Here is a 15,910-nt window from a genome sequence, read left to right on the forward strand (position 1 = left end):
ATAGATAAGCTAATCGAGTCAAGTACTTTCTAAATTAAATTAGATAGCAGTTTGTTCAACATGGATACCAGGTCCAAATGTTGTTGTTAATGAAATGTTTTTGATGTATTGACCTTTAGCAGTTGCAGGTTTTGCTTTTACTAAAGTTTCGTTGATTGTGTTAAAGTTTTCAACCAATTTAGCATCGTCGAATGATACTTTACCGATTGGTACATGAACGTTACCAGCTTTGTCAACACGGTAAGTTACTTTACCAGCTTTAACTTCTTCAACAGCTTTAGTAACATCCATTGTTACCGTACCAGTTTTAGGGTTAGGCATCAAACCTTTTGGTCCAAGCACACGACCTAATTTACCAACTGTAGCCATCATATCTGGTGTTGCTACAACAACGTCAAAGTCGAACCATCCGCCTTGGATTTTTGCAACCATGTCGTCGTCGCCAACGAAATCAGCGCCAGCAGCTTCTGCTTCTTTTGCTTTATCGCCTTTAGCAAAGACTAAAACAGTTTGTGTTTTACCAGTTCCGTTTGGAAGCACGACAGCTCCACGGATTTGTTGGTCTGCTTTTTTAGGATCTACGTTTAATTTGTATGCAACTTCAACCGTTGCGTCAAATTTTGCGAAGTTAATTTCTTTTGCTAGTGCTACTGCTTCTCCAACTGGGTAAGCTTTAGTAGTATCAACTTTTTTTAATGCATCTTGCATTTTTTTGCTCTTTTTAGCCATTTTGTTTCCTCCTTGATGTGGTTATAACGGTAGAACCTCCCACGTGTTCCATATCTTTAGATAGGGAGCCAACTGAGAAGCTACTTTCTTGGGTTCGTCGATAAATTATTCGACAGTGATACCCATGCTTCGTGCAGTTCCTTCAACCATGCGCATTGCTGATTCAACGTTAGCAGCGTTTAGGTCTGGCATTTTCAACTCAGCGATTTCTTTTACTTGATCGCTAGTAACTTTTGCAACTTTAGTTTTGTTTGGTTCGCCTGAACCTTTTTCGATCTTAGCTGCTTTTTTCAATAATACTGCAGCCGGTGGTGTTTTTGTGACGAATGTAAATGAACGGTCTTCATATACAGAGATCACAACTGGAATGATCAAACCTGCTTGATCAGCTGTACGAGCATTGAATTCTTTTGTGAATCCCATGATGTTGATACCCGCTTGACCTAGTGCAGGACCTACTGGGGGAGCTGGTGTTGCTTTCCCTGCAGGAATTTGCAATTTAACTAATTTTTCTACTTTTTTTGCCACGAGACAAACCTCCTTGAGTCCGTGATGTGGTTAATTGGAGATCAAAATTTCTCCTCCCACTTAAAACAGTGTGTACAAAGACACACTTTGGTATCATAGCAGATTATTTATTAAAACGCAAGCTGAATTCCTTACTGTTGAAATTTTTTGACAATAATAAAACGCTTCACAATCTCTTTAACTACTATGAGAATAACAAAATAAATTATTAATCTAGCTATTTTCAGAAAGCGGATATGTTACACTATGGTCGACTTGATGAGACTTTTCATCGGATAAATTAAGGAGGGTTAAAATAATGGAAGTTTTAAAATATCGAAGTGTTTTTGACATTATTGGACCAGTAATGGTTGGACCAAGTAGCTCGCATACTGCTGGCGCAGCGCGGATTGGAAAAGTGTGCCGAATGATTTTTGGAGAACGACCTGACTCAGTCGAATTTGATTTATATGAATCGTTTGCCAAAACCTATCGTGGACACGGAACAGACATCGCTTTAGTGGGCGGTATTTTAGGAATGGAACCAGACGATCCGCATTTATCCGATTCATTGAAAATCGCTCATGAACAAGGAATGGAAGTTTTATTCGTACCTAAAAAAGAAATCGCTGATCACCCTAACACGGTTACTTTGCGAATGATTAAAGACAATTTTGAAATGACGATTACAGGTGTTTCAATTGGTGGCGGAAATATTCAAATCACAGAATTGAACGGTTACAGCATTTCGCTGGCACTGGGGAATCCGACTTACATCATTATTAACAAAGACGTCCCTGGTCTGCTATCACGCGTTTCTGCAATCTTTATGAAACACGGACTGAATATTGGGAAAGTCACTATGACTCGTCAAACGAAAGGCGAAAATGGAATCGTTCTTTTAGAGATTGACGACACACCGGAAGATCCAGAAGGTCTACGAAATGAGATCAAACAAGAAGATGATGTAGTGAGTGTCACCTACTTCAAATAGGCAGCGATTTCTCTTTCGCTATTTGCTCACTCAAAGCAATCCTATCCACCAAAAGATAATGAAATGACTTTATCAGAAAACTTTTTAATAAAAAGATTCTTACATGAATACGAATGAGGAGGAATTGTCATGTTTTACTCGATCCAAGAACTTGTTGAACAAGCCAAGGATTATCCTTCAGTAGGCGAATTGATGATCGCGACTGAAATGGAATTGACTGACCGCAACCGCGAAGAAATCATTGCGTTGATGGAACGTAATTTAGAAGTAATGGAAAATTCGATCGAAGAAGGCGTTAAAGGCGTCACTTCAGTTACTAAGATCACTGGCGGCGACGCTAAACGAATGAATGATTATATTGAAAGCGGAAAATTCATGAGCGGCGAAACGATTTTGACTGCTGTTCGCAACGGAATCGCTGTCAATGAAGTCAATGCTAAGATGGGCTTAGTCTGTGCTACACCTACTGCTGGGAGTGCCGGTGTTTTACCCGGTGTTTTAATGGCAGCTCGTGAAAAATTGAATCTTAGCCATGAAGAACAAATTGATTTTCTATTTACCGCAGGTGCCTTTGGTCTAGTGATGGCTAACAACGCATCCATTTCTGGTGCTGAAGGCGGCTGTCAAGCCGAAGTTGGTTCAGCCAGTGCAATGTCAGCCGCAGCTTTAGTTGCAGCAAATGGCGGAACGCCAGAAATGGCTTCTAATGCCTTAGCGATTACTTTGAAAAACGTTATGGGCTTGATTTGCGATCCTGTAGCTGGATTGGTCGAAGTGCCTTGTGTCAAACGGAATGCAATGGGCGCGTCTCAAGCATTCATCTCAGCAGATATGGCGCTAGCTGGTATTCGCAGCGTGATTCCACCAGATGAAGTGGTTGAAGCGATGTACAAAGTTGGCCGCGCAATGCCACAAATCTTCAAAGAAACGGCTGAAGGCGGTGTCGCAACGACACCAACTGGACTACGCCTGCAAAAACAAGTTTTTGGTGAACCAGAAAAAGCGACCGTCTAAATAGATCAAAAAATTTTATTCTGCTCTACAGCAAAAAACCGTCAAGAAAAATTCTCTTGACGGTTTTTTTATTCTTATTTAGGATAACTTTGTATTTTTTACTTCATCGATCGTCTTCGTTCCAGCAAGTTGCATGGTGATAGAAAGTTCTTTGTTCAAATGATCAAAGACTGATTTTACCCCTTCTGCCCCGCCTAGATTTAATCCGTAAATAACTGGTCGACCAATGGCAACTAAGTCTGCTCCGCTAGCTAAAGCCTTAAAGACATGTTCACCACGCCGTACGCCGCTGTCAAAGACGATTGGGACACGTTTGTTTACGACACCCGCGATCATTGGCAATACGTCGAATGATGCAGGTCCACCATCCAATTGACGACCGCCATGATTTGAGATCCAAATACCATCTGCTCCAGCAGCAATCGCAACTTCGGCATCTTCTGGGGATTGGATTCCTTTAACAAAAACTGGTAAGTTTGTTAAATCTTTGATTTTCTTGATATCTTCAGGAACCAAACCTTGTTTAGCCGCTGCATAGATTTCTCCGATCCCTTTTCCTTCACCATCGCCACTCGCACTTTTTTCGCTGTAAGCCGCTAAGTTCGGCATTGGTAGTGGGAATTGGAAGTTATTGATGACATCTTCTTCGCGATACCCACCAAGCGTTGAATCAGCCGTCAAGATGATTGCTTTCGCTCCAGCTTTCACCGCTTTTTCTAAAATAAATTCATTGAAGCCGTCATCTTTGCTCATATACAATTGGAAAAATTGCGGAGCATTGGGAGCGGCAGCCGCCGCATCTTCAACTGTTGTATTTGCATACGTACTGATCGAGAAAATTGAACCAGCTGCAGCAACACCTTTCGCTGTATCTGCCTCGCCTTTTTCATGCGCCAAGCCTTGTGCAGCAGATGGTGCTTGAATAATTGGAGTATCTAGATCAATATCCCATAATTTCGTACTTAAATCAGCATGATCGACGCCGCGTAATACACGAGGCATGATTGTTTTATGATTAAATGAAGTTGTATTTTCTTTCATTGTCCATTCGTCTTCAGAACCGCCGCGAATATAACCGAACGCACCTTTATCCATACGTTCTTTGACGCGTCCTTCTAATGAAGCGATGTTTACGATGTCGATTGGATGTTCTTCATTACTTGTTTGATAAGCCATGACAATTCCTTCTTTCCTTTGATTACATGGACTATCATAATACTCTTACAAAAAGTAAGCAAGTGATTTGTCTTCCAAATTAGTGAAAGAATAGCTAGACTATTTATCGAACAATTAGGTATTTTTTTATAGAACCGTAACATCAAAGATAGCTATTTCCATAAAAAATCGGCAACTGCTTGATCAACTTTTAGATTTTCGTGGAGCTGACTGTGTTGCGCATTGGCTCCTGTAAAAATCTGGTATTCGATCGGATTCCCATGATTTTTTAATAACGAATACGTTGCTAACGCACTCGATAACGAGACGGTACCATCAGAAGTGGTATCTTCACTTAATTTCCCAGCTAATAATAAAATTGGCAACTTGTTCGGTACATTTTCTATTCCATTATTATAATCTAGATAACGGCTTGCTTGTGAGGAAGGTCCATTTTGCAACAGTTCTTCGATTGATTGTTCATTCGCCGTGTCAGTAAAATCATTGAACGGAGCGCCAATAGCAATAAACTTATTGATGACTGGCGCATCATTTGGTTGTCCATAAGTAGTCAAATAGCGCAATGAACTGACGCCGCCCATCGAATGACCGACTAAGTTGATTTGTTCGACTCCTTGTTGTTTTAAATAGTTTAAGACAGTATAGACCCATTCCGTTTGATTCCATTCATTGTCTTTATTAGCCGCAAACAACACTTGAACACTAGGATTGTCTTTTTGTTTACTTAATTGACCGTCAACTTGCAAGCTGCCATCTGTTTGCACAGTGATCAACAATTCTCTTTTCGTTTTTCCTTCGTCAGTTAAACGTTGGATCATTCCGCCAAAAGAATTGATTGTACCGCCATAACCGTGGATAAAAACTGTCGGCACTGAACTGTGATTGATGTCTTCGCTGACTTTGGTTGTTTTTGCTTCCTCGACATGTTTTGCCGCTTTTACCTGCCCTTTGCCGCAACCAGCCAGTGTAAAAATGGCCATTATCACAAAAAGACCCATAACTATTTTTTTCATCTTGCCATTTCCTACCTTCTTCTAAAAACTTCGCCAGCAGTACTAGTCAAAAAAAGCTGAAGCAGCAGCTTCAGCTTAGTAAATTAAATTTTATCAACTTGATCAAAGTCTAATTCTGTACTTGTTTCACGACCGAACATATCGATGTTAGCTTTGATCTTATCACGCTCTTCATCGATTTCAGTGATCACACCTTCAAGTCCTGCAAAGGCACCTTCAATAATTTTCACTGTTTCGCCTACTTCAACTTCAAGCTCGTGTTGACGAGTACTCATTCCTAATGAACGCAAGATATGATTGATTTCTTCTGGCATCAATGGTGCTGGTTTGCTTCCGGCGCCATGAGAGCCAACGAATCCTGTCACACCTGGTGTATTACGAACAACATACCAAGAGTCATCTGTCATGACCATTTCTACTAATACATAGCCAGGAAATGTTTTGTGGACGATTTCTTTCTCTTTGCCGCCTTTGACCTCTGTTTCAGTTTCTTCAGGGACAACTACTCGAAAGATATAGTCTTCCATTCGCATACTTTGTGCACGTGATTCTAAGTTCGCTTTTACTTTGTTTTCATAGCCGGAATAAGTATGCAGCACATACCATTGTTTTTCAAAAGATTCCATTTTCGTCATCGGCTCCTCGTTCTAAAATAAAAAAACCTCAGCAATCCCAAGGTTTTTTCTCTCAAACAGTATAACACGCTTTTTTCGAATTGGCTACTAGCGAATGACCAAATTGATCAGCGCTTGAATTGCTGTATCCATGATGAAAAACATCAAGGCAAAAATAATCGCCGTTTCGATTACAACAAGCGAATCATGGCGCAATTGTTTTCTCGAAGGCCATGTGACGATCTTCATTTCTTCTTTTACACTACGTAAAAAATTCAATCGATTCTCCCCCTAGTTCGGTAGTTATTTTGTTTCTTTATGTAACGTGTATTGATTACAATGTTTACAAAACTTATTGATCTCTAAACGCTCACCGCGTTTGCCTTCACTTACTGATTTCGTGTAATTTCTCGAACCACAGACCATACAGGCCAGAGCCGCTTTTTTTGCTGCCATAGCGATCTACTCCTAATTCTGATAGAATTTTTATAATAAAACTGAAATTCATACTATATAACTTGGCGCTTGCTTTTTTTGATCCAAGACCTTCGCTACAGCTCAAGAACTGTCATTTGTAAAAGGTAGAATCGATACTTTCGCAAAGTCACAGACTTACATTATCATCTATCCTTTTTCCTGTCAATCTTCCTTTCATCCTCGTCCCTTTTCTTTAATAAATGGTTATATGCTTGGAATTGTTTCTAAAATAAATTTCTTTCTCCAATAGAATATGATAATATGATGAAAGAATGAATAGCTTTATTGGAGGGTTATTGGATGTTATTAAAAAGTCTTATTTACCCCAAAGAGAATTTGACGACGATCAATGAATCAACGACATTACAAGAAGCATTGGACATTTTAGAAGGTACCGGCTTCCGTTGTGTTCCGATCCTTGATGAAAGTAATCAAATTTTCCGAGGCAATATTTACAAGATGCATATTTACCGACACAAAGCCAATGGCGGCGACATGGACCTGCCAGTCACCCATTTGCTGAAAAATGCAACAAAATTTATTTCACTAGACACTTCGTTCTTTAAAATCTTTTTTACGATCAAAGAATTGCCCTATATTACCGTTTTAGATGAGAATCATCATTTCTATGGTATCCTGACGCACAGTACGTTATTGAACATGCTGTCGCAATCTTGGAATATCCAAACCGGCAGTTACGTATTAACGATCGTTTCAGCTGGAAAACGAGGTGATCTAGCAGCGATGGCTAAGATCATCTCCAAGTTTACTCCCATCGCAAGTTGTATCACGTTAGATGTCGGCAAAGATTTCAAAGGCCGCCGCACCCTATTCACTTTACCTGCGGGTGTGGATGAAAACAAGTTGAATCAAATCATCGATTATCTTGAACGCAAACATTTTGAGATCCAAGAAGTCGAATCACTAACGTTACATGATTAAAAAAATGGCGATCCTATAGTATTAGGACCGCCATTTTTATATTTGTTTTGCAAAATTTAATCGTGTATTTAAATAGTACATGATCGGTGCTGAGATCGTCATAATGATTGCTTCACTCAATGCTGTCCAACCATACGTCGGCCAAAATGGCAGCTGTGCTGTTAAATTCAACATCAGCGCGATCAAAAACATACTTACGCTGAAAAATACAACATTCAGAGCTAAACGAATCTTTACATTTTTAATAGTATTTTGCACTAACGCCGTTAAAGCCAATGCTAAAAGCGTCTGCCCGCCGCCAAAAACAACATCGAGCCACCCCATACCAAAGATTGCGTTATAAACGACGACTCCGCCAAAGATTCCCCATAGATATTTTCGGTTAAAAACGACAAGATGATTCAAACTTTCTGAGATTCGAAATTGGATAGCCCCAGATGCTACCGGTGAAACTAAAATTGTCAAAGCCAAATAAAGCGCCATGATGATTCCATTTGTCACTACAACATTGACCCGACTTCTTTCGACCATATTCATGAATATTCCTTCTTTCTCCGAGTTTTTTTAAAGCGGGATGGTTGATGAACCGCTGTAAATCCATTAAAGCATACGTTGTTTTAATAAGTAAGTCAACCGGTCGATCAAGTTTGGCAAAATTGAATTTTTTAGGCTTTAGGTGATACAATTGTTTTATCAAATTGATTTTATGGAAAGAAAGGCGATCAGTCATGTTAGGGATCGATAATGAATTAGAACAACTATACAGCCAGGCACAACAAGACGGTGAAGCAGTCATCAAAGATCGATGGACTCCCGGAAATTACGGGTGCTGCAGCACTCGTGCACCGTTGATTGAAAAATACAAAATCAAACACACAGATACACATGCCTCTCTTTATCTGTGGGGAAAACTTGTTGTACAGATCGAACAGAACCAGCCCGTTATCATCAACAAAGACTTCGAAGCCACAAATTATGATAAAAAAATTATTGATTGGTTTATCCAAAAAACAAAAAAATCATAATGGCTCCTTTTGATTATCCAACAGCTCTGAAGATAAACTAACAACCCGCCTTTTAAGCCAGCCGCTTTATTTCTTAAGCTAACTGGCTTAAAAGGCGGGTTAGTTATCGACAAGAGACCGTAAGCCCACGATTACTTCCATTTATTATTTATAAAAAAAATGATCCAATATTCTACTGTTCCTCTTCTCACTCTGTTATAATCGTTTTTTGAAAGGATAGAGGTCATGAAGTTTCATTATCATATTTTAATCAATCCTGCAGCCGGTAGCGGCAATGCAGCAAAAACAGCAGAAACAATTATTCAGTTACTTGATAACGGTGATTACATATATACCCCTTATTACACAGAAAATCCCGGCGATGAACGGGTGATTGTTGAGCGGATTATTGATTTGCTAAGTCCTTGGTCAGCAACTAGCGAACAAGAGCATGTTGATCGTTCATTTCACCTATTGGTGGTGATTGGTGGAGATGGGACATTGCATGAGGTCGTCAATCAATTCTACGCGTTGGATCGGCAGCTTCCTGTCAGTTATATTCCTGCTGGTTCGGGAAATGATTTTGCCCGCGGCATCGGTTTGTCCCGTGATCCAGAAAAAGCGTTTGAACAGATTATTTCAGCAGAAAAGCCCCAACCGATTAATACATTCCGTTACGAAGAAAAGATTCGTGAAGAACGAGGTGTTGTTTTGAACAATGTCGGTATTGGCCTGGATGCCTTGATCGTCGCAGCAACAAATGCCTCTTCTTCAAAAAAACTCTTGAACAAGTATCGATTAGGATCTGCTTCTTATGCCTTACACTTGGTAAAAGCAATTTTTACCCAAAAAACGTTCCCAATTCTTGTTGAGTTGAATGGTAAGACTTTGAATTTTGAGCGGACTTTTTTATGCACGACTACGAATGTTCCTTATTTTGGCGGCGGCATTGCAATTGCACCGATGGCTGATCCAAAAAAAGACATGATTGATCTAGTCGTTGTGGAAAAACCCAATTTACCTGCAATCTTACGTTTCTTGATTCAACTTTTACAAAAAAAGCATACCCAAAATAAGCATTATCAACATTACACTAGCAGTCGGATCCGGATAGTTTCTGTTATCCCACAATATGGACAGGCTGATGGCGAAAGCATGGGAGAACGATCTTTTGATATGAATTTCTCTACTGCAACACAATACATTTGGTATGCAGACAAAAGGACCGAAAAATAAATCTACGGATTTATTTTTCGGTCCTTTTTTTCGATATTGATCGGTTTATCTATATGCTCAACTATCTGCCTAAGTTGAAAAATTCTTTTTTGGCATAGTATCTTGGCTGATTTTTTTCCTTACATAAACATCAGCGGGGTGGTCTCTTCCATTCCGATCATTGGATCAATGGTTTGAGCCGCGATTAATTTTGGCGTTAAAATAGTCGGTTCATTTATTGCTGGTTGTGCTTTCTCTTCAAAATTCTTAAAGGGTTCTTTTTTTGGCGGAACTGGAGCAATTTCTGCACCTTTTGTCGTGATACGTTCAATCAACGTAGTCTTTCGAACAGCAGATTCTCGATCAACACAGACTTGAAATGCTTCTTCTTCTCCTAATAAAATTAGCAGATCCTTGCTCCGAGTCACTGCTGTATATAGCAAATTGCGCTGCAGCATTCGCGAATACTGTTTAACCATTGGCAAAAGCACCATCTTGAACTCGCTGCCTTGTGCCTTGTGGATCGAACAGCAGTAAGAAAGTTTGATCTTATTCCACTCTGAACGTTTATAACTGACTTCATTGCTGTCAAATTGAATAACCAGCTCATCTACTTTATCCTCTGATTCTTTTGCCGGAATGATTCCGACGATCATTCCCATATCGCCGTTAAAAACATTCAGTTCCGGATTATTGACCAGCTGCAAAACTTTATCCCCGATTCGATAGACAACATCGTTCCACTGAACTTCTTTTTTACGTCCATCGTTGGGATTAAAAATTTCCTGCATCATTTTATTGATGGCATCAATCCCCGCCGGCCCACGGTACATCGGTGCCAATACTTGGACGTCTTGTGCAGTGAATCCTTTTTTCTTTGCCCGTTCGACGACTTGTTTGATGACCTCTTCCATTTGAAAAGCGTGACAAGCAATAAATGAGCGATCCTTTTGATTTTGATGGAAATCTTTTGGCAGTTTGCCGTCTTTGATTTCGTGAGCCAATGGAATAATCGATGAACCATCCCCTTGGCGGTAAATATCCGTCAACTCCATCTTAGGAATATCTTCGATCTGCAATAAATCATGGAAAACTTGTCCTGGACCAACTGAAGGCAGCTGATCTTTATCACCGACAAAAATCACTTGCATATTATCCGGAATTGATTTTAACAACGTATTTGCTAACCAGGTATCGACCATTGACATCTCATCAACGATCAGTAACCCACCATCCAATTCCTTAGCCTCGATATCCGGTGTATCATCATTTGCATTTAACCCTAACAATCGATGGATCGTACTAGCCGGCAATCCGGTTGTTTCATTCATCCGTTTTGCGGCGCGTCCTGTCGGTGCCGCCAAAAGAATCGGAAAAATCGCGTTTGTATAATCTTTCGGATCTAACGACAAATCATTTAATTCGGCAAATAATTTAACAATTCCATTGATAACTGTAGTTTTTCCGGTTCCGGGTCCACCTGTCAAAATAAATAGCGGCGAACGAATTGCTTCCTTGATTGCTTGATCTTGCGAGTCGCCATAAGTGATCTTTAATTGTTTCTCGATCATACGTAATTTTTTTGCAATCGTCTCTTGCGGATAATTGATTTCTTTTTTTCGTGCCAATAACCGTTCGATCGAAGCGGCGATTCCCCATTCACTATAAAACAAGGTATTTTCATAAATTTTCGTCGCTTCTTGTTGGATTTTTTCTTCTTCCACCAGTTGGATGATCATAGTAGCGATCTGATCCGGTGCAATTTCAACCGGCCGTGTGGTCTCTAAAAGCTGCAAGACTTCTGTCAACAGCTGTTGTGCTTCGACATAAGTATCGCCGCTTTGATTGGCATCTTCATTGACTTGATGAAAAATTGCCGCTCGTATCCGTTGTGGGCTGTCTGCTTTGATTCCCAACTGCTCGGCTAAACTATCAGCCTTTTTAAACCCAATTCCTTCAATATCTTCGACCAATTGGTAAGGGTTTTCTGCGATCACTTCTAATGCTTCATTTCGATAAGTTTGAAAAATAGCAAATGAAAGTTGACTACCAAAGCCGTAACGGCTCAACCCAACGATGATCTGTTCCATTCCATGATTCTGACGAATAGTATCGACGATTACTTTTTGTTTTTTAGGATTCAAGTTAGGAATTTTGGCTAATACAGCAGGATTTTCCATGATCTGATCAATCGCTTCTTCACCTAAAACTTCAATGATTTTTTCAGCCGTTTTTTTCCCAATACCTGGAAACTTCTCACTTGAAAGATAATTGATCAAACCATTGGCCGAAGTCGGATGCGCCTGCTCATAGCTTTCAACTAAAAATTGTTTGCCGTATCGAGGATGCTCTACAAAATGCCCCAAGAAACGATAATCTTCATCTTCTTGCATATCACCAAAACTACCAGTGACAACAATTTCCTGTTCAAGATAATCGCTGTTCGTCTCACTGATTTTGATCAGCATAACTTTGTAAAAATTGCTGGGGTTTTGAAAAAAGATTACTTTTAAAGTCCCTACAATATATAACTGTTCATCTGGCATTTTGCCGCTCCTCCTTTCTAAAATAGTCAGTGCTGACTAAAGCAATGAATCAGGTTTAGGCCCAATTCCTTCTAAAAAGCTGACGTCGTTCCATTGGATCAATTTATACGGTGGTTTATTGTCCGCTTCTAAAATGGTCAAGCTGTTATTGAACAACCCACCCATCGCGCGCAGTTCACCTAAAGATTTGCCTGTCAATGCTTGAACTGCCGCAGTCAATGCGGCCCCATGCCCAACGAAAAGTAGCGGTCCAGTTTGAGCTTCAGCTACCGCTTTTTCTACTAAGTCATTGATTCGCTTCAACATATCTTCAATTTTTTCCCCCTCAAAAGGAGTTGGATCGTACAAGTCCAAGTGATGCCGCAAATTTACCATATCCTCTGGATAACGTTCCATGATCACTGGGATCAGCTGTCCTTCTAAAGTTCCTAAGCCAAGTTCTCGCAAGTCTTCTGAACGAACGATCTCAGCCGGCTGCACCAGCTGTTTATTGATTCCTTCAGCAGTCAGATACGCCCGCTTCAAACTACTGGTATAAATTTTTTCAAAAGGAATGTCTTTCAATTCATTTCCTAAAGCTTTGATCGCCGCTAAACTTTCCGGCAACAACGGAGAATCCCCCATCATCCCTTGGAAACGTTTCTCTTGATTCCAACGAGTCTTGCCGTGACGCGTAAAGTAAAGTTTCATAAAATTTTCTCTCCAAGTCCTTTATTTAGTCTAATTTATCGTGTTCATAATGATGCGTCAAATCCAACTGTGGGAAATCTTGTTGGCGCAGTGCTTCATAAACGACTAATGCAACGGTATTGGAAAGATTCAATGAACGAACATGTTCATCATTCATTGGAATACGTAAACACTTTTCTTCGTTTTCCCGCATAAATTCTTCCGGCAGTCCCGTTGTCTCTTTTCCAAACATAAAGAAATGATCACCTTCAGTATAATCAATTTCTGAATACGTTGCATTGGCAAATTTTGTAATCAAGTGCAACGGTTGATTGCCTAAATACTCTAAAAAGGCTGCCAAATCTTGATGATAAGTGATGTTCACGTCATTCCAATAATCAAGACCCGCCCGTTTCAAATGTTTGTCATCAGTGGAAAAGCCTAGAGGTTCAATCAAATGCAGCGGTGAATTGGTCGCCGCACAAGTCCGTGCGATATTTCCTGTATTAGCAGGAATCTGTGGTTCAAATAATACGATATGGTTTGTCATGATAGTTCCCTCGTTCTGATTTAAGATTTATTTTCATAAAACTGCTTTTAAACAAAAAAAAAACGTACCAACTCGGTGTCTAGCACGGCGAGTCACTACGTTAGTGAAGCACTTTTCACTAACTTTTATCAGAACAGGAACCTGATAAAAACCAATGAAAAACAACTTGTTAGTACTATAACATCACCAAGTAACAAATGCAACCTTCTGTTTTCATGAATCCGAATGAAAGCGATTACTCTAATATCCTTTTAATATTTCGACATCAATTGTTATTTTCCTCAAAGGATCTTGCGCTAAATTCGCTTTAACTTCCGCAGGGACTTGCCATTCTAACGGCGACATCTCTAACAGATCCAAACGATTTTCTGCCGGAATCTCAAACTCATAAGTTACTCGTTCCCGCTGGTCAATCGTCATCTCTTCTGAAAACCGCTGAATGACTGCTTCATTCGAATATGCTTTGCCATCAGGATGGTAGATTGCACGCAATTCTTGCAAATATCCGGTTTGCGGAACAACTTTGATCACACACCCATCCGGTTTCAACACACGCTTGAACTCACGATAATGTGAAGGTGAAAAAATATTTAAGATTGTATCAAAGGATTGATCAGCAAACGGCAAGTTTGTTAAATCTGCGACACACCAAAAAGCCTCGATTGGTTGATTACTAGCCAAGTAAATCCCTTCTTTAGCAATATCAAAGCCAATCGTCACTGGATTTTTCTTTAATTGGGTAATTTGTTGTAAGAAGCTGCCTTCGCCGCAGCCTATATCTAATAAATTCCCTGTCTGAATCAGCTGAGTAATTTTTTCGATGACTGGCTGATACATACCTGAACGGATCATTCGTCCCCGTGGCGTGAACATCTGATTGTCATAGTCCGTCTTGATTTGGTGATCTAAAAAATATAACGTACCTTTTTTCGACAAATCAAAGCGATGACCGTTCACGCAAATCAAACTTTTTTCTTGTTGGATCATTTCATGGCGGCATTTTGGACAACTGAACAGCTCATGCTGCTCTGCTAAAAACAAAGCACTCCGCTCAATTTTTTTAAGCATTTTTTCACTTCCTTTTTGCTGATTATCATAGCACAGTTCTGCTATTCCTACTATCACCGAGATATGCTAAACTAGATGCGAGGCGACACTTGAAGTTTGATACAACGGTTTATACTGAAAATTCATATCTGAAACATTGCTTTGGACAAACACTGAGCTGTCTATTTTTCTGATTGAAGACCGTTTTGCCTTAACTATTGATTTAAAAAAACTGGAGGATTGAATCTTGATTAAAGAATTTTGTGCGGAAAATTATACGGATATCCCAAAAGCGATCCAAGCAGGAGCCGGCCGGATTGAACTATGCGACAACTTAGCTGTCGGTGGTACGACCCCTAGCATGGGAGTAATCGAAGAAGTCTTAGCCTTTGCTGGTGAAAAACATATCCCTGTCATGACTATGATCCGACCGCGCGGCGGAGATTTTGTCTATAACGACATTGAACTAAAAATCATGGAAAATGATTTGATTCATGCTAAAAATGCCGGAACTGACGGCGTTGTGTTTGGCTGTTTGACAGAAAATAATGAAGTCGATGAAGAAGCACTGGAAATGTTATTAGGCAACAGTGCAGGCTTGATGACGACCTTCCACATGGCATTTGATGAACTTTCAAAAGAAGACCAGTTTAAAACGATCGATTGGTTTGCTCGTCTTGGGATCGACCGAATTCTTACTCATGGTGGCCCAGCATCTGCCACGATCGATGAAACCTTGCCGCACTTGAAAGAATTAATCGACTACGCAGCTGGTCGTATCATTATTTTGCCTGGTGGAGGAATTACCGCAGAAAACGCCGAACGAATCGCTCAAACATTAGGGGTAAACGAACTGCATGGTACAAAAATCGTAGCGCAGTAATAAAAACTGTATTAAGATCTTTTTTACACTCGAAGGGCTGTGACAATTGCTTGTCACAGCCCTCCTTTTTTAGTGATAAATTTTTCGATTCGAGCAAGCCAGCGGTTTTGTCTAAAACGCCACCGAACTGGATAACGCCCCGTCAAATAATCCTTGATTTGGCGATGCCGATCGGGGAAAATATTCAGCGGCAGATTATGGATATCAAAAAAATTGAAGGCACCATAATCTTGCGATTCCATCCTGCTTTGCGAAACCGTTTCTTGTACTTTATACACATACGTGATTTCTTCGTGATACTCTTTTGTATAAATACCAATCAGATCTTCAACAGTACTATCAAAAGAAAGCAATTCCTTGATCAAGCGCTGCATCCCCTCTCGTTCCTTTTCATTTGGAAGCAGAGCACCTCCCGGCAAATCCCAAACAGGCATTCCTGGCCGGCGAACCAATAAAATCAATCCATTACGAATAATAATGGCATAAGCATTTTTCAAAATTTTTCACTACTTTCAGCATATGTCTTTTAA

The 15,910-nt window shown here is 40.1% G+C and carries 19 protein-coding genes; 6 read left to right on the top strand and 13 right to left on the bottom strand.

All coding sequences use genetic code 11. The features are described from left to right. Positions 1 to 39: 39 nt before the first annotated feature. Together rplA and rplK are read right to left on the bottom strand one after the other, a co-directional pair. Entirely contained in the window at positions 40 to 729 is a 690-nt protein-coding gene (gene rplA / locus FFM68_RS10880) for a 50S ribosomal protein L1 (RefSeq protein ID WP_137619341.1), read from the bottom strand. Positions 730 to 834: 105 nt separating this feature from the next. Beyond that, complete coding sequence (gene rplK, locus FFM68_RS10885) at positions 835 to 1,257, bottom strand: 50S ribosomal protein L11 (protein WP_137610016.1); 423 nt, start codon at positions 1,255 to 1,257, stop codon at positions 835 to 837. A 298-nt stretch (positions 1,258 to 1,555) separates the two neighbouring features. Between rplK and sdaAB the strand changes: the two genes are divergently transcribed. Both sdaAB and sdaAA read left to right on the top strand, forming a co-directional pair. Next, complete coding sequence (sdaAB, locus tag FFM68_RS10890) at positions 1,556 to 2,230, top strand: L-serine ammonia-lyase, iron-sulfur-dependent subunit beta (RefSeq protein WP_137619342.1); 675 nt, start codon at positions 1,556 to 1,558, stop codon at positions 2,228 to 2,230. Positions 2,231 to 2,359: 129 nt separating this feature from the next. Beyond that, positions 2,360 to 3,244, top strand: coding sequence for an L-serine ammonia-lyase, iron-sulfur-dependent, subunit alpha (gene sdaAA, locus FFM68_RS10895; protein ID WP_137610018.1), 885 nt, complete (start codon positions 2,360 to 2,362; stop codon positions 3,242 to 3,244). A 78-nt stretch (positions 3,245 to 3,322) separates the two neighbouring features. Here the strand turns inward: sdaAA and FFM68_RS10900 are convergent, their stop codons facing one another. The 5 genes from FFM68_RS10900 to rpmG all read right to left on the bottom strand — a co-directional run bounded on the left by FFM68_RS10900 (position 3,323) and on the right by rpmG (position 6,503). Continuing rightward, positions 3,323 to 4,420: a lactate oxidase gene (locus tag FFM68_RS10900; protein WP_137619343.1), complete on the bottom strand. Its 1,098-nt coding sequence runs from the start codon at positions 4,418 to 4,420 to the stop codon at positions 3,323 to 3,325. Positions 4,421 to 4,572: 152 nt separating this feature from the next. Further along, positions 4,573 to 5,433 (bottom strand): alpha/beta hydrolase, encoded by an 861-nt coding sequence (locus FFM68_RS10905; protein ID WP_137619344.1) that lies wholly within the window; start codon positions 5,431 to 5,433, stop codon positions 4,573 to 4,575. An 83-nt stretch (positions 5,434 to 5,516) separates the two neighbouring features. Further along, on the bottom strand, positions 5,517 to 6,059 hold the full coding sequence (gene nusG, locus FFM68_RS10910) for a transcription termination/antitermination protein NusG (protein WP_137603902.1): 543 nt from the start codon (positions 6,057 to 6,059) through the stop codon (positions 5,517 to 5,519). Positions 6,060 to 6,155: 96 nt separating this feature from the next. Then, on the bottom strand, positions 6,156 to 6,326 hold the full coding sequence (secE, locus tag FFM68_RS10915; protein WP_137619345.1) for a preprotein translocase subunit SecE: 171 nt from the start codon (positions 6,324 to 6,326) through the stop codon (positions 6,156 to 6,158). Positions 6,327 to 6,350: 24 nt separating this feature from the next. Beyond that, positions 6,351 to 6,503: a 50S ribosomal protein L33 gene (gene rpmG, locus FFM68_RS10920; protein ID WP_137619346.1), complete on the bottom strand. Its 153-nt coding sequence runs from the start codon at positions 6,501 to 6,503 to the stop codon at positions 6,351 to 6,353. A 321-nt stretch (positions 6,504 to 6,824) separates the two neighbouring features. Between rpmG and cbpA the strand changes: the two genes are divergently transcribed. Further along, positions 6,825 to 7,466 carry a cyclic di-AMP binding protein CbpA gene (gene cbpA / locus FFM68_RS10925; protein ID WP_137610023.1) on the top strand — a complete coding sequence of 214 codons (642 nt, stop codon included), beginning with the start codon at positions 6,825 to 6,827 and terminating at the stop codon, positions 7,464 to 7,466. 36 nt (positions 7,467 to 7,502) lie between these two features. On the opposite strand, the gene FFM68_RS10930 is transcribed toward cbpA, so the two are convergent. Continuing rightward, positions 7,503 to 8,003, bottom strand: coding sequence for a QueT transporter family protein (locus FFM68_RS10930; RefSeq protein WP_137619347.1), 501 nt, complete (start codon positions 8,001 to 8,003; stop codon positions 7,503 to 7,505). Between the two features lie 191 nt (positions 8,004 to 8,194). Between FFM68_RS10930 and FFM68_RS10935 the strand changes: the two genes are divergently transcribed. Both FFM68_RS10935 and FFM68_RS10940 read left to right on the top strand, forming a co-directional pair. Then, the gene (locus FFM68_RS10935; protein WP_137619348.1) at positions 8,195 to 8,491 is read left to right on the top strand and encodes a hypothetical protein; all 297 of its coding nucleotides are present in this window, start codon (positions 8,195 to 8,197) and stop codon (positions 8,489 to 8,491) included. Positions 8,492 to 8,716: 225 nt separating this feature from the next. Next, entirely contained in the window at positions 8,717 to 9,706 is a 990-nt protein-coding gene (locus tag FFM68_RS10940) for a diacylglycerol/lipid kinase family protein (RefSeq protein ID WP_137619349.1), read from the top strand. Between the two features lie 119 nt (positions 9,707 to 9,825). Here FFM68_RS10940 and recD2 read toward each other — a convergent pair whose 3' ends face one another. From recD2 to FFM68_RS10960, 4 genes are all read right to left on the bottom strand, one after another. After that, a complete protein-coding gene (recD2, locus tag FFM68_RS10945; RefSeq protein ID WP_137619350.1) occupies positions 9,826 to 12,231 on the bottom strand; it encodes an SF1B family DNA helicase RecD2 in 2,406 nt (801 codons plus the stop codon). A 36-nt stretch (positions 12,232 to 12,267) separates the two neighbouring features. Then, positions 12,268 to 12,921, bottom strand: a complete 654-nt coding sequence (locus FFM68_RS10950) for a histidine phosphatase family protein (RefSeq protein ID WP_137619351.1) — start codon at positions 12,919 to 12,921, stop codon at positions 12,268 to 12,270. A 25-nt stretch (positions 12,922 to 12,946) separates the two neighbouring features. Then, positions 12,947 to 13,450, bottom strand: a complete 504-nt coding sequence (gene trmL, locus FFM68_RS10955) for a tRNA (uridine(34)/cytosine(34)/5-carboxymethylaminomethyluridine(34)-2'-O)-methyltransferase TrmL (protein WP_137619352.1) — start codon at positions 13,448 to 13,450, stop codon at positions 12,947 to 12,949. Between the two features lie 240 nt (positions 13,451 to 13,690). Beyond that, positions 13,691 to 14,518 (bottom strand): methyltransferase domain-containing protein, encoded by an 828-nt coding sequence (locus FFM68_RS10960; RefSeq protein WP_137619353.1) that lies wholly within the window; start codon positions 14,516 to 14,518, stop codon positions 13,691 to 13,693. 226 nt (positions 14,519 to 14,744) lie between these two features. Here FFM68_RS10960 and FFM68_RS10965 point away from each other — a divergent pair, with 226 nt between their 5' ends. Further along, on the top strand, positions 14,745 to 15,380 hold the full coding sequence (locus FFM68_RS10965) for a copper homeostasis protein CutC (protein WP_137619354.1): 636 nt from the start codon (positions 14,745 to 14,747) through the stop codon (positions 15,378 to 15,380). Between the two features lie 53 nt (positions 15,381 to 15,433). Here FFM68_RS10965 and FFM68_RS10970 read toward each other — a convergent pair whose 3' ends face one another. After that, positions 15,434 to 15,877: an NUDIX hydrolase gene (locus FFM68_RS10970; RefSeq protein ID WP_137619355.1), complete on the bottom strand. Its 444-nt coding sequence runs from the start codon at positions 15,875 to 15,877 to the stop codon at positions 15,434 to 15,436. Positions 15,878 to 15,910: the final 33 nt, after the last annotated feature.

Origin of the sequence: Enterococcus xiangfangensis, from assembly GCF_005405365.1 — a bacterium.
GTDB classification, from domain to species: domain Bacteria; phylum Bacillota; class Bacilli; order Lactobacillales; family Enterococcaceae; genus Enterococcus_A; species Enterococcus_A xiangfangensis.